18 protein-coding genes and 1 tRNA gene are annotated in these 15,932 nt (G+C 69.6%); 13 read left to right on the top strand and 6 right to left on the bottom strand.

Annotated elements, in window-relative coordinates; all coding sequences use genetic code 11:
- Nucleotides 1-65 precede the first annotated feature (65 nt).
- From QFZ27_RS04455 to QFZ27_RS04445, 3 genes are all read right to left on the bottom strand, one after another.
- The gene (locus QFZ27_RS04455) at nt 66-908 is read right to left on the bottom strand and encodes a lysophospholipid acyltransferase family protein (protein ID WP_429224883.1); all 843 of its coding nucleotides are present in this window, start codon (nt 906-908) and stop codon (nt 66-68) included.
- Between the two features lie 8 nt (nt 909-916).
- Nucleotides 917-1,753, bottom strand: a complete 837-nt coding sequence (locus QFZ27_RS04450; RefSeq protein WP_429224882.1) for a GNAT family N-acetyltransferase — start codon at nt 1,751-1,753, stop codon at nt 917-919.
- Between the two features lie 187 nt (nt 1,754-1,940).
- Nucleotides 1,941-2,351, bottom strand: coding sequence for a Ros/MucR family transcriptional regulator (locus tag QFZ27_RS04445; protein ID WP_429224881.1), 411 nt, complete (start codon nt 2,349-2,351; stop codon nt 1,941-1,943).
- 89 nt (nt 2,352-2,440) lie between these two features.
- Here QFZ27_RS04445 and QFZ27_RS04440 point away from each other — a divergent pair, with 89 nt between their 5' ends.
- The 7 genes from QFZ27_RS04440 (at nt 2,441) to QFZ27_RS04410 (ending at nt 9,028) form a co-directional block, all read left to right on the top strand.
- Nucleotides 2,441-2,695 carry a sulfurtransferase TusA family protein gene (locus tag QFZ27_RS04440; RefSeq protein WP_429224880.1) on the top strand — a complete coding sequence of 85 codons (255 nt, stop codon included), beginning with the start codon at nt 2,441-2,443 and terminating at the stop codon, nt 2,693-2,695.
- 118 nt (nt 2,696-2,813) lie between these two features.
- Complete coding sequence (locus QFZ27_RS04435) at nt 2,814-4,490, top strand: ABC transporter substrate-binding protein (RefSeq protein ID WP_429224879.1); 1,677 nt, start codon at nt 2,814-2,816, stop codon at nt 4,488-4,490.
- 219 nt (nt 4,491-4,709) lie between these two features.
- Nucleotides 4,710-5,672, top strand: coding sequence for an ABC transporter permease (locus QFZ27_RS04430; RefSeq protein WP_429224878.1), 963 nt, complete (start codon nt 4,710-4,712; stop codon nt 5,670-5,672).
- Nucleotides 5,673-5,674: 2 nt separating this feature from the next.
- Nucleotides 5,675-6,628: an ABC transporter permease gene (locus tag QFZ27_RS04425; protein ID WP_429224877.1), complete on the top strand. Its 954-nt coding sequence runs from the start codon at nt 5,675-5,677 to the stop codon at nt 6,626-6,628.
- Between the two features lie 4 nt (nt 6,629-6,632).
- Complete coding sequence (locus QFZ27_RS04420; RefSeq protein WP_429224876.1) at nt 6,633-7,604, top strand: ABC transporter ATP-binding protein; 972 nt, start codon at nt 6,633-6,635, stop codon at nt 7,602-7,604.
- Nucleotides 7,601-8,569 (top strand): ABC transporter ATP-binding protein, encoded by a 969-nt coding sequence (locus tag QFZ27_RS04415; RefSeq protein ID WP_429224875.1) that lies wholly within the window; start codon nt 7,601-7,603, stop codon nt 8,567-8,569. Before QFZ27_RS04420 ends, QFZ27_RS04415 begins: the two co-directional genes overlap by 4 nt.
- Before the next feature lie 81 nt (nt 8,570-8,650).
- Complete coding sequence (locus tag QFZ27_RS04410) at nt 8,651-9,028, top strand: YciI family protein (protein ID WP_429224874.1); 378 nt, start codon at nt 8,651-8,653, stop codon at nt 9,026-9,028.
- Nucleotides 9,029-9,030: 2 nt separating this feature from the next.
- Here the strand turns inward: QFZ27_RS04410 and QFZ27_RS04405 are convergent, their stop codons facing one another.
- Nucleotides 9,031-9,933, bottom strand: a complete 903-nt coding sequence (locus QFZ27_RS04405) for a LysR substrate-binding domain-containing protein (RefSeq protein WP_429224873.1) — start codon at nt 9,931-9,933, stop codon at nt 9,031-9,033.
- 85 nt (nt 9,934-10,018) lie between these two features.
- On the opposite strand from QFZ27_RS04405, the gene phnX reads away from it, so the two are divergent.
- The 3 genes from phnX (at nt 10,019) to QFZ27_RS04390 (ending at nt 12,464) form a co-directional block, all read left to right on the top strand.
- On the top strand, nt 10,019-10,849 hold the full coding sequence (gene phnX / locus QFZ27_RS04400) for a phosphonoacetaldehyde hydrolase (protein WP_429224872.1): 831 nt from the start codon (nt 10,019-10,021) through the stop codon (nt 10,847-10,849).
- Nucleotides 10,846-11,985: a TIGR03364 family FAD-dependent oxidoreductase gene (locus tag QFZ27_RS04395; RefSeq protein ID WP_429224871.1), complete on the top strand. Its 1,140-nt coding sequence runs from the start codon at nt 10,846-10,848 to the stop codon at nt 11,983-11,985. The genes phnX and QFZ27_RS04395 overlap by 4 nt, the downstream gene beginning before the upstream one ends.
- A 122-nt stretch (nt 11,986-12,107) precedes the next feature.
- Entirely contained in the window at nt 12,108-12,464 is a 357-nt protein-coding gene (locus QFZ27_RS04390; protein ID WP_429224870.1) for a hypothetical protein, read from the top strand.
- Between the two features lie 128 nt (nt 12,465-12,592).
- On the opposite strand, the gene QFZ27_RS04385 is transcribed toward QFZ27_RS04390, so the two are convergent.
- A tRNA-Arg gene (locus tag QFZ27_RS04385) sits at nt 12,593-12,669 on the bottom strand.
- A 123-nt stretch (nt 12,670-12,792) separates the two neighbouring features.
- Between QFZ27_RS04385 and QFZ27_RS04380 the strand changes: the two genes are divergently transcribed.
- Together QFZ27_RS04380 and QFZ27_RS04375 are read left to right on the top strand one after the other, a co-directional pair.
- Complete coding sequence (locus QFZ27_RS04380; RefSeq protein ID WP_429224869.1) at nt 12,793-13,545, top strand: DUF1194 domain-containing protein; 753 nt, start codon at nt 12,793-12,795, stop codon at nt 13,543-13,545.
- Between the two features lie 57 nt (nt 13,546-13,602).
- Nucleotides 13,603-14,022 carry an OsmC family protein gene (locus QFZ27_RS04375; RefSeq protein ID WP_429224868.1) on the top strand — a complete coding sequence of 140 codons (420 nt, stop codon included), beginning with the start codon at nt 13,603-13,605 and terminating at the stop codon, nt 14,020-14,022.
- A 20-nt stretch (nt 14,023-14,042) separates the two neighbouring features.
- Here the strand turns inward: QFZ27_RS04375 and QFZ27_RS04370 are convergent, their stop codons facing one another.
- Nucleotides 14,043-14,168, bottom strand: a complete 126-nt coding sequence (locus QFZ27_RS04370; protein ID WP_429224867.1) for a hypothetical protein — start codon at nt 14,166-14,168, stop codon at nt 14,043-14,045.
- Nucleotides 14,169-14,221: 53 nt separating this feature from the next.
- Here QFZ27_RS04370 and ade point away from each other — a divergent pair, with 53 nt between their 5' ends.
- Nucleotides 14,222-15,928 (top strand): adenine deaminase, encoded by a 1,707-nt coding sequence (gene ade / locus QFZ27_RS04365; RefSeq protein WP_429224866.1) that lies wholly within the window; start codon nt 14,222-14,224, stop codon nt 15,926-15,928.
- Nucleotides 15,929-15,932: the final 4 nt, after the last annotated feature.

The raw sequence follows: 15,932 nt of genomic DNA, 5'->3' as shown, positions 1-15,932 counted from the left end.
GGTCCAGATCTCGATGGAATTGCGATGATAGATCACGGCGGCGCCGTCGAAAATCAAGCGTTGCCTCATGCGGCGCGGCGCTGATCGGGTATGTCGTCGTCCGCCGCATCCGGCAGCCGGCCGGCATTGGCGTCGGACACGCCGGCCGCGATGGCGCGCCAGCAATGGTCCGCCAGCGCCTTGCGCGACCGCACGGTCTCCAGCGTCACCGGCGGATGGAAGATCACGATGATCCTGAGCTGCCCCTGCTTCACCACGTTCCACAGATGCGGCACCAGATCCATGTCGCCGTACCAGGCGTAGATCGGGCGCAGCCGCCGGCCCAGCGGGATGCCGTCCAGCGTGGTGCAGGCCAGCGACACCGGCTGCACCGTCAGCGGCTTGCCGTCGATGCGCAGCCCGGCGGCGGCGAACAGGGCGCTCTTGAACGGCAGGGTGCGGTTGCCGTCGCTCGAAGTGCCTTCCGGGAACAGCACCAGGTTGTCGCCGGCCTCGAGCCGCGACTGCAGGCTGTCGCGCTGCGCATCGGCCGACCCCCGCCGGTTGCGGTCGACGAAGACGGTGCGCTGCAGCCGCGCCAGGGCGCCGAAGAACGGCCAGGTACCGACCTCGGTCTTGGCAACGAAGCTACCGGGGATCAGCGATCCCAGCACCTCGATGTCGAGATAGGACAGGTGGTTGGAAACGAACAGCGTCGGCGCCGCGGTCGACATCGTGCCCCGGATCTCGACGCCGAGGCCGAGGATGCGGCAGCAGGTCCGGTGGTAGAACACCGGTAGGCTGGTCTGCAGCCGCCAGCCGAAGCGCACGGCCAGGGCCTGCACCGGCATCAGCATGACGGTCCAGGGCACATAGACGGCCAGCCGGGCCAGCGCCCGGAGCTTCGACCCGAGACGGGTGCCCGCCATCGCTCCGGTCAGTCCTTGCGGAAGGCCAGGATCGGCCGCTGCTCGCGCTTCAGCTCATAGTGCTTGAAGTACTTCTCGGTCACCAGGTCGGTCTTGACGATGATGGCCACGTCGGTGGTGCCGAACTGCTCGTCGATCACCGCGCCGTCGCCGACGTGGCCGCCGAGGCGGAGATAGCCCTTGATCAGCGGCGGCAGGGCGGCGATCGCCTCGCGCTGGTCGATCTCCGCCAGCGGCAGCAGCCGCATGTCGGTGTAGCGTTCCGGCAGAGCCTTGGGCCGCAGCGCCGGCGGCGCCAGATGATAGTGATAGAGGTAGGACAGCGGCAGCTTCAGCGCCTCGGCGTCGGTCCCGGGCAGGCTGGCGCAGCCGAACATGATCTCGATGTCATGCTGGAACAGATAGGCGGCGATGCCGCGCCACAGCAGCTGCATGGTGCCGCCCGAGCGATAGGGGCCGGCGACGCACGACCGCCCGAGCTCCAGGATCCGGCCGGGATGGGCCTCGATCTTGGTGATGTCGTATTCGCTGGCGGAGTAGAAGGCGCCGATCCTGGCCGCCCCGTCGCGCTGGATCAGCCGATAGGTGCCGACGACGCCCTGGGCGCCCTTGCCGCGTGCATGGTCGATCACCAGCAGGTGGTCGGCCACGTCGTCATAGGCGTCGAAGTCCCGGCCGGCGGCAGCCATCTCGACCGAGGGCTTGGCCGCCATCTCCTGGTAGAAGACGGCATAGCGCAGCTCCTGGGCCGCCCAAATCTCCTCCTCCGTCTCGGCCAGCCGGACCTCGAGATTGCCTGCACGCAGGCTGAATCCGTGGTCATCGACGAAGGTTGTGACTGCCATGCTGCTTCCGTCCGCTCAAATTCCCCCGGGGCGCCGCGGCGATTCTCGTGTCACCGCACAAGGCGCTCGCCCAATTATAAAGCAGAACGATTACAAATGTGCGCTGATTTCTCGGCAGGGCCGCAGCCCTTGGTCGGGAGCCGGAAACCGGGCGGTCCGCCGGGCGACGGACCGCCGCGATTTGAGGTCAGTCCCGCCGGGCGCGGGTGCCGAGGCCGATCTGCTTGGCCAGCCTGCTGCGCTGTTTGGCGTAGTTCGGCGCCACCATCGGATAGTCTGCCGCCAGGCCCCAGCGCTCGCGATACTCGTCCGGGCTCATGTTGTAGGCCGTCTTCAGATGCCGCTTCAGCATCTTCAGCTGCTTGCCGTCCTCGAGGCAGATGATGTAGTCCGGCGTCACCGACTTCTTGATCGGAACCGCCGGCTGCGGCTTCTCCGCCACCGGCGTCGGCTCAGTCCCCAGGCCGTTCAGCGCACGAAAGACTTGTTCGATCAGGCCCGGCAGGTCGGAGATCGCAACGGTATTGTTTCCTACATGTGCCGCGACGATTTGGCTCGTAAGGTTCATCAAATCGTTGGACGGCGTTTCATTGCTCATGTTCATACTCCCGCGGCACGAGTGTTGGGTATATAAGTCGCCCACTATTGGACTGCAACACGAATCGCCATGAAAATCGAGAAAGCGTCATGAGCAATCAGCCACCGGTCCGGACTCTCGATGTAACGGCGGAGGTCTGCCCTTTCACTTTCGTCAAAACCAAGCTGCTGCTGGAAGATATGAAGCCCGGCGAAGTGGCGGAAATACGGCTGAACGCGGGTGAGCCGCTGATCAATGTTCCGCGCTCGGCGACGGAAAGCGGCCATCGCGTGCTGTCGGTGGAACCCGAGGATACCGGCGAGACCCGCTGGCTGGTGCGGATCGAGCGCGGCCCGAAGGGCTGATCGCGGACGATCCCCACCCGGGGTTTCTCTACACAATCGTGTAGTTGACTTTCATTTCACGCCCTGTCACGCCCGGTGGCATGCCTTAAGGCTTCCCGCCCGAGGAGGATTCCCGTCGATGCGCTCTCATCGCACACCCGGTCTGGCCGCGCTGGCCCTGATGCTCGCTTTCGCCGGCGGTCCGCCGGCCCTGGCCCAGGACACGCTGCCGGACGGCATCACCCCGGCCGCCGATCCGTCGGCGATCCCGGCCACGGCCAAGGCCCGCAAGGACACCGTCGTGGCCTCGATCAGCGCGCCGCAGGGCGTGTTCAACCCCTACTTCTTCACCAATGGCTGGGACGAGAACGTCACCAACGTGATCTTCGGCCGGCTGATCAACTATGACAGCCAGGGCAAGCTGATCCCGGAGCAGGCGGAGTCCTGGACTGTCAGCCCGGACAACCTCGTCTACACCATCAAGCTGCGGCCCGGCTTGACCTTCAGCGACGGGTCGCCGCTGACCGCCGAGGACGTCGCCTTCACCCTGGCCGTGTTGCACGACCCGACGCTGGAGAGCGAGACCGACATCACGCCGGCCGCCATCGCCGGTGGCGCGGAGTACAAGGCCGGCAAGGCCGACGGCATCGCCGGCATCAAGGTGATCGATCCGCAGACCATCGAGATCACCACCACCCGGCCCGGGGCCAAGACGCTGTCCCTGCTGGGCGGCCCGGTGCTGTCCAAGGCGCATTACGGGAAGGGCTTCGCCCGCGGCCAGTTCGACGGCATCCGCGCTTTGGGCGGCGATCCGCTCGGTGCTGGCCCCTATGTCTTCGACAAGTTCATTCCCGGCCAGGAGGTGCGGTTCCACGCCAACCCGCACTATTACGGCGGCAAGCCGGCGGTGGAGCATTTCATCTACCGGATCACTTCGGACGCCACCAAGCTGCAGCTGTTCCAGACCGGCGAGACCGACTATGACGGCTTCACGGTCAGCCAGGATAATGTCGATGCGCTGCAGAGCCTGGGCTTCGCCACGATCAACCTGTACGGCTCCAGCGACTACAGCATGATCGAGTTCAACCCGAAGGATCCGCTGCTGCAGGACCCGCGGGTGCGGCATGCCCTGACCTACGGGCTCGACCGCCAGACGCTGGTGACGGTGGTCTACCAGGGCTACGGCCAGGTCGCGACCCAGCCGGTGGCGCCGATCTCCTGGGCCTACGACGCCAACGCCGTCGACCCTTACGCCTATGATCCGGCCAAGGCCGCGGCGCTGCTCGACGAGGCCGGCTGGAAGGTCGGTGCGGACGGCGTCCGGGCCAAGGACGGCCAGCGCCTGTCGCTGCGCCTGCTGGCCACCAAGTCGCTGTTCAACGACGCGCTGATCCCGATCGCCCAGGAGAACTGGAAGGCGATCGGCGTCGACCTGGTGCCCGAGGTATCGGACTTCAACGCCCTGCTCGCCAAGCGCAAATCCGGCGACTACAACCTCGCCACCTTCCGCACCTCGACCATCAACGACCCGCATGAAGGGGTCGAGGACTTCCTGTCGACCGGCGATGTCGGCCGGCTCGGCTACCATGACGATGAAGTCGAGCGGCTGATCCTGGCGGGCAACGCCACGCTGGACCCGGAGAAGCGCAAGCCGATCTACCACCAGCTGTACAAGGCGCTGGCCGACAACCCGCCGGTGATCTTCCTGGCCTACCGCAAGATCCTGTCGGCCACCAATGCCCGGGTCGAAGGCTTCAAGCCGGACATCTACAACGGCATCGTCGCCAGCCTGCCGAACCTGAAGATCGTGCAGTGAGGGTTCTCGCCCGGCCTTGCCCAGATTTTCCTCCCCCTCCCCTTGCGGGAGGGGGTAGGGGGAGGGGGCTCTTTCGGCGAGCGCCGGCATCGGTCCATAGGCCGCGGTGATGACGGATACGACCCTGACCCATACGCGCGCGGACGCGCGCGGACCCCTCCCCCTGCCCCCCTCCCGCAAGGGGAGGGGGAGGCCAGGAGAGACGGCGGTGCGGGGCAGATGAGAAACTTCATCATCCGCCGCCTGCTGCTGGCGGTGCCGATGCTGCTGGGAGCGTCGGCGCTGATCTTCTTCATCTTCGCCCTGACCCCTGGCGACTTCATCGACGGCAACATCAACCTGACGCCGGAGCGGGCGGCGGAGCTGAAGTCGCTGTACGGGCTCGACCGGCCGGTGCTGGACCGTTATTTCGATTGGCTGGGCCGCCTGCTGACCGGCGATCTCGGCTATTCGATGCAGTACCAGACCCCGGTCGGCACCCTGCTGAACCAGTATGTCTGGAATTCCTTCCTCCTGGCCGGCACGGCCATGCTGCTGTACTGGACCCTGTCGCTGCTGGCCGGGGTGACGGCGGCGGTGAAGCCGTATTCCTGGTACGACCGGCTGGTGACGCTGGCGGTGTTCGCCGCCATGTCCTTCCCGGTCTTCTTCCTGTGCCTGCTGCTGATCAAATGGTTCGCGGTCGATCTGCGCTGGCTGCCGGTAGGCGGCATGATCAGCACCGGCAGCGAGGCGACGGGCTGGCCGCTGGTGGTCGAGATCGCCGGGCACATGGTGCTGCCGGTCCTGGTGCTGACCGCGCTGCAGGCCGGCAGCCTGACCCGCTACATCCGCGCCAGCATGCTGGAAGCGCTGTCGATGGACTTCGTCCGCACCGCCCGGGCCAAGGGGCTGAAGGAGCGCACGGTGGTGCTGAAGCACGCGCTGCGCAATGCCCTGCTGCCGATCATCACCCTGCTGGGCTTCGAGCTGCCGGGCCTGTTCTCCGGCGCCATCGTCACCGAGAAGATCTTCAACTGGCCCGGCGCCGGGCACATCCAGATCGACACGCTGGCGGCGCGCGACTATCCGGTGCTGATGGGCTTCACCATGGCGCTGGCGGCGCTGACCATCCTCGGCAACCTGATCGCCGACATCGCCTATGCCGCGGCCGACCCGCGCATCCGGCTGCGGCGGAGATAGAATTGGGCGCTGTCTCGCTGAACCCGTTCCGCCGCCGCCGGGCGCGCGAGGCCGAGCTGGTGGAGCTCGCCGGCCGCCTCGCCGTCACCCGCTCGCTGCTCGGCGACGCGCTGTGGCGGCTGCGCCGCAACCGCACCGCCCTGGTCGCGGCGGCGGTGCTGCTGCTGATCGTCCTGATCTGCGTCGTCGGGCCCTGGATCAGCCCCTGGGACCTGAACGCAACCGACGCGCTCAGCCCCAACCGCCCGCCCAGCCTGCGGCACTGGCTGGGCACCGATTTCCTCGGCCGCGACATCCTGGCCCGGCTGATGGCCGCCGGCCGGATCTCGCTGACCGTGGGTCTCGCTTCGGTGCTGCTGTCGGTGGTGGTCGGCTACATCGCCGGGGCCGTGGCCGGCTATCTCGGCGGCGTGGTCGACGCCGTGATCATGCGCGCTGCCGACATCGTGATGACGATCCCGACCCTGCCGCTGCTGATCATTCTCGGCGCCGTGCTGTCCGAGCTGAAGGTGCCGCCGGACCAGCGGATCTACCTGGTCGTCCTCATGCTCAGCCTGCCGAACTGGATCCGCGTGGCCCGGCTGGTGCGGTCGCAGATCCTGTCGCTGCGCGAGCGCGACTTCATGGTGGCGACCGAGGTGCTGGGCCTGCCGTTGTATCGCCGGCTGTTCCACCATCTGCTGCCGAACACCGTGCCGATCCTGATCGTGGTCGGCACCGTCGGCGTCGCCGATGCGATCCTGAACGAGGCCTATCTCAGCTATCTCGGCCTCGGCGTGGTGCCGCCGACCCCGTCCTGGGGCAACATGATGGACACCGCCAACAGCTTCGTCGACTTCCAGCGCCGGCCCTGGCTGTGGGTGCCGCCCGGGGTGGCGATCTTCCTGACCGTGGTCGCCATCAATGTCCTGGGCGACGGGCTGCGCGACGCGCTCGACCCCAAGATGAAGCGCTAGCGCGATGCTGGTCGAGTTCCAGGACCTGTCGGTCCAGTTCCGCACCGAGGAGGGCATCGCCCGGGCGGTGACCCAGGTCTCGTTCGGCATCGCCGAAGGCGAGACCGTCGGCGTGGTCGGCGAATCCGGCTGCGGCAAGAGCGTCACCGCCCTGTCGCTGATGGGGCTGCTGCGGCGCCCGGCCGGCCGGGTCGCCGGCGGCCGCATCGTCTACCGCGGCCGCGACCTGCTGGCGTTGAAGCCGGAGGAGATGCGCGGCCTGCGCGGCAACGAGATCGCCATGATCTTTCAGGAGCCGATGAGCGCGCTGAACCCGGTGCTGACCATCGGCGAGCAGATCGTTGAGCCGCTGATCGAGCATCGCGGCCTGGCGCCGAAGGCGGCGTGGGAGGAGGCGATCGCGCTGCTGGACCGGGTCGGCATCGCCCGGGCGGACAGGATCGTCGAGGGCTATCCGCACCAGCTGTCGGGCGGGATGCTGCAGCGGGTGATGATCGCGATCGCGCTCAGCTGCGGCCCGAAGCTCCTGATCGCGGACGAGCCGACCACGGCGCTCGACGTCACCATCCAGGCCCAGATCCTGGAGCTGCTGGGCCGGCTGAAGCGCGAGCAGGGCACGGCGCTGATGCTGATCACTCATGACCTCGGCATGGTGGCGGAGCTCGCCGACCGGGTGGTGGTGATGTATGCCGGGCGGGTGGTCGAGACCGGGCCGGTGCGCGACATCCTGCTGCGGCCGAAGCACCCCTACACCCGCGGCTTGCTGGCCTCGCGCCCGGTGCCGGGACAGCGCCGCCGCCGGCTCGACTCGATCCCGGGCCAGGTGCCCAGCCCGGCGCATCTCCCCGCCTGGTGCGCCTTCGCCGACCGCTGCTTCGCCGCGGCTGATGTCTGCCGCACCGGCCTCCCGGCGCTGGAACCGGCCGGGGAGCCCCATCGCGCCGCCTGCTTCCTGGCGCAGTCGGGGGCGATATGACCGAGACGCCGCTGCTCGAGGTCGAGGGCCTCAAGACGCATTTCCCGATCCGCGACGGGGTGTTCGGCCATGTCACCGGCCATGTCCGCGCCGTCGACGGGGTCGATCTCCGCATCCGCCGCGGCACCAGCTTCGGCCTGGTCGGCGAATCCGGCAGCGGCAAGTCGACGCTCGGCCGCACCGTGCTGGGTCTGTACCAGCCGACGGCCGGCACGGTGCGCTTCGAGGGGCGGGACATCAACGCGATCGGCCGCCGCGGCCGGCGGGCGCTGCGGCCGAAGATGCAGCTGGTGTTCCAGGACCCCTACGGATCGCTCAACCCGCGGGTCCGGATCGGCGACGCGATCGGCGAGGCGCTGCTGGCGCATGGCCTGGTCCGCCGGGCCGAGCTGCGCGACGCGGTGCTGGAGGTGATGCGGATCTGCGGCCTGGCGCCGTACCAGTATGCCCGCTACCCGCATGAATTCTCCGGCGGCCAGCGCCAGCGCATCGGCATCGCCCGGGCCCTGGCGCTGAAGCCGGAGCTGATCGTGGCCGATGAACCGGTCTCGGCCCTCGACGTCTCGATCCAGGCGCAGATCATCAACCTGTTCTCCGACCTGAAGGAGCAGCGGGGCGTCACCTTCCTGTTCATCTCGCACGATCTGGCGGTGGTCGAGCATCTCTGCGACGAGATCGCGGTGATGTATCTCGGCGTGATCGTCGAGACCGCCGGCCGCGACGCGCTGTTCGACCGGCCGCTGCACCCCTACACCCAGGCGCTGCTGTCGGCGATCCCGGCAATCGACCCGGACGCGCCGCGCGACCGTGCGGTGCTGAAGGGGGAGCTGCCCAGCCCCGCCAACCCGCCGGCCGGCTGCCGCTTCCACACCCGCTGCCCGCTGGCGACCGACCGCTGCCGGGCTGAGGTGCCGGAGATGCGGGAGCTGGAGGATGGCCATAAGGTCGCCTGCCACCTGGCGTAGCGGAAAAAAATCGGAGGCGTGTCGAATCCAGTTCGGGACGGACGATTAGGGGCATTCAAGCGCAAGCAGAAGGAACCGGTCATGCGCTATGCCTGCCTCATCTACTACGATCCGCAGTCGCTGTTCGGCGGCAGCCTCGAGGCCAATGCGGCGCTCGAGGGCTGCGCCACCCATGACGAGACGCTGAAGGCCAGCGGCCATTTCGTGGCCGGCGAGGCGCTGGAGCTGCCCGACGGCGCCCGCACCGTGAAGGTGCGCGAGGGCAAGACCTCGGCCGTCGACGGCCCGTTCATGGAGACCAAGGAGATCCTCGGCGGCTTCGTCGTGATCGAGGCGCGCGACCTCGACGAGGCGGCGCAGGTTGCCGCCACGCACCCCCTGGCCCGGATCGGCTTCGTCGAGGTGCGGCCGCTGGTCGATTTCAGCACGCCGCCGCCGGATTTCAGCCAGCGCGCCTGACCCTACCCGGGCGCGGCGGCCTCGCGCCGCGCCCGGCTGGCCTCGGCGGCGATGTCGAGGAAGGCGCGGACGATGGCCAGGCGCTGGCGCTCGCGCAAACACACCACATATTCGTCCATCTCCACCCGGCAGCCGGCGATCGGGCGGCTGACGAAGCGCGGGTCCGGCGTCAGCTCGGCCGCCGACATGAAGCCGATGCCCAGGCCGGCGGCGATCGCCTCGCGCGACGCCTCCCGCCCCTCCACCTCCATCCACGGCGTCAGCGGCAGGTCGACCGCGGCGAAGGCGCGCTCCACCGTCTCCCGCGTCATCGACCCGGCCTCGCGCATCACCAGCCGCTCCCGCGCGATCAGCGGCGCCGGCACGCTGCGCATCCGGGCCAGGGGGTGGTCGCGCGGCAGCAGAACATGCACCGGGTCGTGCCACAGCGGCAGGGCGTGCAGCTGCGGGTCGCCCGGCACCCGCGCCAGCAGCGCCACGTCGAGCCGGATGTCGACCAGGTCGGCCAGCACCCGCTGGGCATTGCCGACCGTCATCCGCACCCGCGCCCCGGCGTGCCGCGCGGTGAAGGCGGCGACCAGCGGCATGGCGTGGAACGGCCCATCCGCGCCCAGGCGCAGCGTGCCGGTCGGCACCCGGCTGGTGCCCTGCAGCAGTTCCACCGCCTCGGCCTGGGCGGTGAAGGCGCGGTTGGTAAAGGTCATCAGCTCGGCGCCCAGCAAGGTCAGCTCGATCGTCCGGCCGGAGCGGCGGAACAGCTGCACGCCGTAGCGCTGCTCCAGCGCCTTGACCTCGATCGACAGGGTCGATTGCGACACGCCGATGGCCCGCGCCGCCTTGGTGAAGCTGCCCTCGGTCGCGACCGCATGGAAGGCGCGGAGTTGCACCGCCAGAGTTGAGCTCATCAATGATCTGCATGGATAATATGAATTGGATCAATATTAGACTCTCTGGCTTCCTCCCGCCATCCACGCTGTCCGGGAGCGCGCCATGAGCTTCATCCATCGCCTCCGCTATGACGGCCCGATCCGGGCCGCGATCTTCGACTGGGCGGGCACCACGGTCGATTTCGGCTGCCGGGCGCCGATCACCTCGCTGGTCGAGGCCTTCGCCGCGATGGGCGTCGAGGTGCCATTGGCTACCGCCCGGCTGCCGATGGGCATGGCCAAGTGGGACCACATCCGGGCGCTGCTGGCCATGCCGCAGGTGGCGGCGGCCTGGGAGCGGGCGCAGGGCCGGGCGCCGGCGCCGGCCGATATCGACGAGCTGTATGAGCGCTTCCTGCCGCTGCAGATCGCGGCGGTGCAGCGGCACGCCGTGCTGATCCCAGGCACGGTCGAGACCATGGCGGCGCTGCAGGTCCGCGGCATCCGCATCGGCACCACCACCGGCTTCCCGCGCCCGGTGATGCAGGTGGTGATCCCCGAGGCGGCCCGGCAGGGCTATGAACCCGAGGTGATCGTCTGCGCCGGCGAGACCCCGTCCGGCCGCCCCGGCCCGGCGATGGCGCTGAAGGCGCTGATCGAGCTCGACCTCCATCCGGTCCAGGCCGCGGTCAAGGTCGGCGACACCGTGGTCGACGTGGCCGAGGGTCTGAACGCCGGGATGTGGACCATCGCCCTGGCCGTCACCGGCAACGAGGTCGGGCTGACCGAGGCGGAATGGGCGGCCCTGCCGGCGGAGCGGCAGGCGGAGCTGCGCCGGGCCGCCACCAACCGGCTTCGGGCCGCCGGCGCGCATGAGGTGGTGGACGGTATCGCCGACGTCCCGGCCGCGATCGGGCGGATCGAGGCTCGCATCGCCGTCGGGGACGCGCCGTGAACCGCTACGATCTCGCCATCGTCGGCGCCGGCATTCTCGGCCTCGCCCATGCCCTGACCGCGGTGCGGCAGGGGCTGCGGGTGGTGGTGATCGACCGCGAGGCGCGCGCCATCGGCGCCTCGATCCGCAATTTCGGCTTCGTCACCGTCAGCGGCCAGTCGGCCGGCCCGACCTGGCGCCGGGCGATGCGCAGCCGCGACATCTGGGCCGAGGTGGCGCCGCAGGCCGGCATCCCGGTGCTGCATCGCGGCACTGCGCTCTTGGCTCGATCCGCCGAGGGGGTAGGCGTGCTGGAGGCCTTCGCCCGCACCGGGATGGGCGAGAGCTGCACCCTGCTGCCGGCCGCCGCCATGGTGGCGCGGCTACCGATGGCGCGGACCGAGGGGCTGCGCGCCGGGCTGTGGAGCCCGCATGAGCTGCGGATCGAGCCGCGCGAGGCGATCCCGCGCCTGGCCGCCTGGCTGGAATCGGCGTATGGTGTCGTCTTCCGCCGCGGCGTCCAGGTCCGCGCGGTGCAGGCGCCGCGGGTCGAGACCAGCGAGGGGGTGGTGCTGGCCGATTTCATCGTGGTCTGCCCGGGCCCGGATCTGCGGTCGCTGTTCCCGGAGATCATGGCCCGCCGCCGCACCACCCTGTGCAAGCTGCAGATGTTGCGGCTGGCCGCGCCGGGCTGGCGGCTGCCGGCGGCGGTGATGGGCGACCTCAGCCTCGCCCGCTACCACGGCTTCGCCGACCTGCCGGAGGCGGCGCCCCTGAAGGCCCGGCTGGCGGCCGAGGTGCCGGAGACGCTGGCCAACGGCATCCATCTGATCGTGGTGCAGTCGGCCGACGGCTCGCTGGTGGTCGGCGATTCTCACCATTACGACGACTCGCCCGACCCCTTCGCGCCGCAGGCGGTGGACGGGCTGATCCTGCGCCACATGGCCGAGCTGCTGCAGGTCCCCGACCCGGTGGTGACCGAGCGCTGGGTCGGCATCTACCCCGCCGGCCCGGCCGAGGCCTTCGCCGAGGCGCCGGATGAGGCGACGCGGGTGGTCCAGGTCACCAGCGGCACCGGCATGAGCACCGGCTTCGCCATCGCCGAGGAGGTGGTGGCCGGGCTGGTCGGCGCTGCGGCCCCGCGCCACGCCGCCTGATCCGCCCTCGGGTCACCCGACCGATGGACCGCCGCCTTGCGGGGCCGGACTCCTGGCGCGACGGAATTCCGCCACAAACTCGCGTGTTGATCTGGGGAGCACGAACGACGAAGGAGAGCGTCGTGGCATATGGCAGTGATCTGTTCCGGACGGGGCTGGTCGCGGTCGCCATCGCAGCGTCCGCCCCGCTCATGGCGTCGTGTCAGACGGGGCCGGGATATGGCGGCGGCTACTACGGCGACAGCTATTCCAGCTGGTATGACAACGACAATCGCGACTGGGGCTATGACCGTGACCGGTATCGCTACCGCTATCGCGACCGGGACGACGACGATCGGTATCGCTACCGGCGTCGCGACCGGGACCGGGACGATGACGACGATGACCGGCGCGATCGGCGGCGCAGCAGTAGCGACGGCGATGCCGAGCAACGGTTCTGGAAGCTGTTCGGGAAGGACGGGCGGAGGCCGGACAATTAAGCGCAACCGCAACAACTCGGAAAACGGCCGCCGCCGCTCACACGACGGCGACACGGGTCGCGGCACCAACGACGCGGAGAACCGATTCCGGCAGTTGTTCCGCCAAGTCTGAATTGATCCGGGAGGGATGGCGCACTCGACAGGATTCGAACCTGTGACCTCCGCCTCCGGAGGGCGGCGCTCTATCCAGCTGAGCTACGAGTGCAGACCATGGACTCGGGCCCGAGGACCCGAAGCGGCGCGGACCATACTGCAAAGCGGCGGCGATGCAAAGCCCGGATTCGGGGGTGCGTCCCGCTGGCATTTGACAGACCAGACCCCGGCCGGAATGCTGAGGACTGCCATCGAAGCGGAGGCGCGGGTGCTGCATCGCGGTCTTGCCCTGGCCCTGGCGTTGTCCGCGGTCCCCGCCGCGGCGCAGGAGGCCGACGTCGATGTCGAGCTGGTCTTCGCCACCGACGGCTCCGGCTCGATCGATGACGAGGAGTTGCGGCTGCAGCGCGAGGGCTATGCCAAGGCCCTGGCCGATCCGCGGGTGCAGCAGGCGATCCGCGGCGGCATCACCGGCCGGATCGCGGTCGCCTTCGTCGAATGGGGCGGGGCGGAGTCGCAGCATGTCATCGTCGACTGGACCGTGATCGACGGGCCGGCCAGCGCCGCCGCCTTCGGTGCCGCACTCGCGGCGGCACCGCGGCGCGCAGTCGGCTGGAACTCGATCAGCAACGCCATCGACCTGTCGCAACGGCTGATCGAGGGCAACAGCCATCAGGGGCTGAGGAAGGTGATCGACGTCTCGGCCGATGCCGGCCAGCGCGGCGGACGGCCGCTGCCGGAGGTGCGGGCCGAGGCGCTGGCCGCCGGCATCACCATCAACGGCCTCGCCGTGCTGTCGCGCAGCGGCCGGCCGGGCTGGGCCGGGGGCTCGCTGGAGGATTTCTTCCGCGATCAGGTGATCGGTGGCCCCGGCGCCTTCGTCATCACCGCCGACGCCGATGCCCGCTTCACCGACGCGGTGGTGCGCAAGCTGATCCTGGAGATCGCCGACCGGCCGACCGAGGCGGCGCCGATGCCGCCCGGCTGACGAGGGCCCGGGCCCCTGCTACGGTGCCGGCTCGAATCGGTTCCTGGAGCAGATCACATGAAAGCCCGCATCACCTGGGTCGAAGGCCGCACCTTCGTCGGCGAATCCGGCAGCGGCCATGCCGTGGTCATGGACGGCGCGCCGGAGAGCGGGGGGCGCAATCTCGGCGTCCGACCGATGGAGATGCTGCTGCTCGGCCTCGGCGGCTGCACCGCCTTCGACGTGGTGATGATCCTGGAGAAGGCGCGCGAGCCGGTGGCCGATTGCCGGGTCGAGGTCGAGGCCGAGCGCGCCGAGACCGACCCCAAGGTCTTCACCAGGATCCATATGCGCTACATCGTCTCCGGCCGGGGCCTCGACCGGGCCAAGGTCGAGCGCGCCGTGGCGCTGTCGAAGGAGAAGTACTGCTCGGCCTCGATCATGCTCGGCAAGGTGGCCGAGATCACCGCCGAGATCGAGGTGGTGGAGACGGCCTGAGACCGCTCGGGCGGCTGCCTTCACCGCCCGGCCGCGAACTTCGCCCGCAGCCGGTCGAGATGAGCCTGCAGCACCGGCTCCCACGGCATGCGGGCGTTGATCGTCTCCCAAGAGGTCGAGGCCGGAGCCGTCGGGCAGCCCGACATCGCATGATCGGCCTCGATCCTGCTACGCTGCCCGCCCGAGAGGAGAGGACGGCATGGGCGGCACGGCGGATCTGAGGCGGCGAATCGACCAGGCGCTGGGTCATGCGCCCGCCGATCTGGTGATCAAGGGCGCGCGCACCCTCGACGTGATCAGCGGCGCGCTGCTGGAGGGCGACGTGGCGGTCTGCGGCGACCGCATCGTCGGCACCTGCGACGACTACTCCGGCGCGGTCGAGATCGACGGCCGCGGCAAGGTGCTGGTGCCCGGCTTCATCGACACCCATGTGCATTGCGAATCGACCCTGGTGACGCCGGCGGAGTTCGACCGCTGCGTGCTGCCGCGCGGCACCACCACCGCGATCTGCGATCCGCACGAGATCTGCAACGTGCTGGGCGAGGCGGGGCTGCGCTATTTCCTCGACGGCGCCCTCGGCACCGCGATGGACCTGCGGGTCCAGCTCTCCTCCTGCGTGCCGGCGACGGAGCTCGAGACCGCCGGCGCCCGGCTCGACGCCGCCGACCTGGTGCGGCACCGCGGCCATCCCAAGGTGATCGGCCTGGCCGAGTTCATGAACTTCCCCGGCCTGCTGGCCAAGGACGAGGGGGTGCTGGAGAAGCTGGCCACGTTCCAGGACGGCCATATCGACGGCCATTCGCCGCTGCTGCGCGGCAAGCCGCTCAACGCCTATCTCGCCTGCGGCATCCGCAACTGCCACGAGACGACGGGGCCGGAGGAGGCGCTGGAGAAGCTGCACAAGGGCATGCAGATCCTGATCCGCGACGGTTCGGTCAGCAAGGACATGCACGCGCTGGCGCCGATCATCTCGGCCGAGACCTCGCCGCTGCTCGGCCTGTGCACCGACGACCGCAACCCGCTCGACATCGCCGAGGAAGGTCATCTCGACCATCTGATCCGGGCCGCGATCCGGCAGGGCGCGCCGGTGGCCCATGTCTATCGCGCCGCCACCTGGTCGGCGGCCCAGGGCTTTGGCCTGCGCGACCGCGGCTTGGTCGCGCCCGGCCGCCGCGCCGATCTGGTGCTGCTGGATGACCTCGAGACCTGCGCCGTGGCGCAGGTGATCAGCGCCGGGCGTGTGGTCGGGCCGGACATCTTCGCGGGGCGCGCCGCCCCGGCGCCGGTCGGCCTCGGCTCGGTCAGGCTCGACCCGGTGGCGGTGGAGGATTTCCGGGCCCCGACGGGCGGCCCGACCGGCCCGGTGATCGGGCTGATCCCGGGCAAGATCATCACCGACGCGCTGACCGCGACCCTGCCCTGGCGCGACGGCTGCCGCCACCCAGACCCGGACCAGGACATCCTCAAAATTTGCGTCTTCGCCCGGCACGGGGTGAACCGCAACGTCGGCCGCGCCTTCGTCAGGGGCTTCGGCTTCCGCGGCGGGGCACTGGCCTCCTCGGTCGGGCATGACAGCCACAATATCTGCGTGGTCGGCGACAACGACGCCGACATGGCGGTGGCGGTGAACCGGCTGATCGAGCTGCAGGGCGGCTTCGTCGCTGTCCGCAACGGCCAGGTGGCCGGCGAGATCGCCCTGCCCCTGGCGGGTCTGATGAGCCTGCGGCCCTTCGAGCGGGTGGCGGATGACCTGCGGGCGCTGCGCCGGTCAGTGAAGGCGATGGGCTGCCCGCTGCCGGAGCCCTTCATCCAGCTCGCCTTCCTGCCGCTGCCGGTGATCCCGCACCTCAAGATCACCGACCGTGGCCTGGTCGATGTCGACCGGTTCGAGCTGATCGCGGCTTAGCCGC

Source organism: Inquilinus ginsengisoli (assembly GCF_050434925.1).
Classification (GTDB): domain Bacteria; phylum Pseudomonadota; class Alphaproteobacteria; order DSM-16000; family Inquilinaceae; genus Inquilinus; species Inquilinus ginsengisoli_B.
This window is presented reverse-complemented; position numbering and strand designations above follow the sequence as displayed.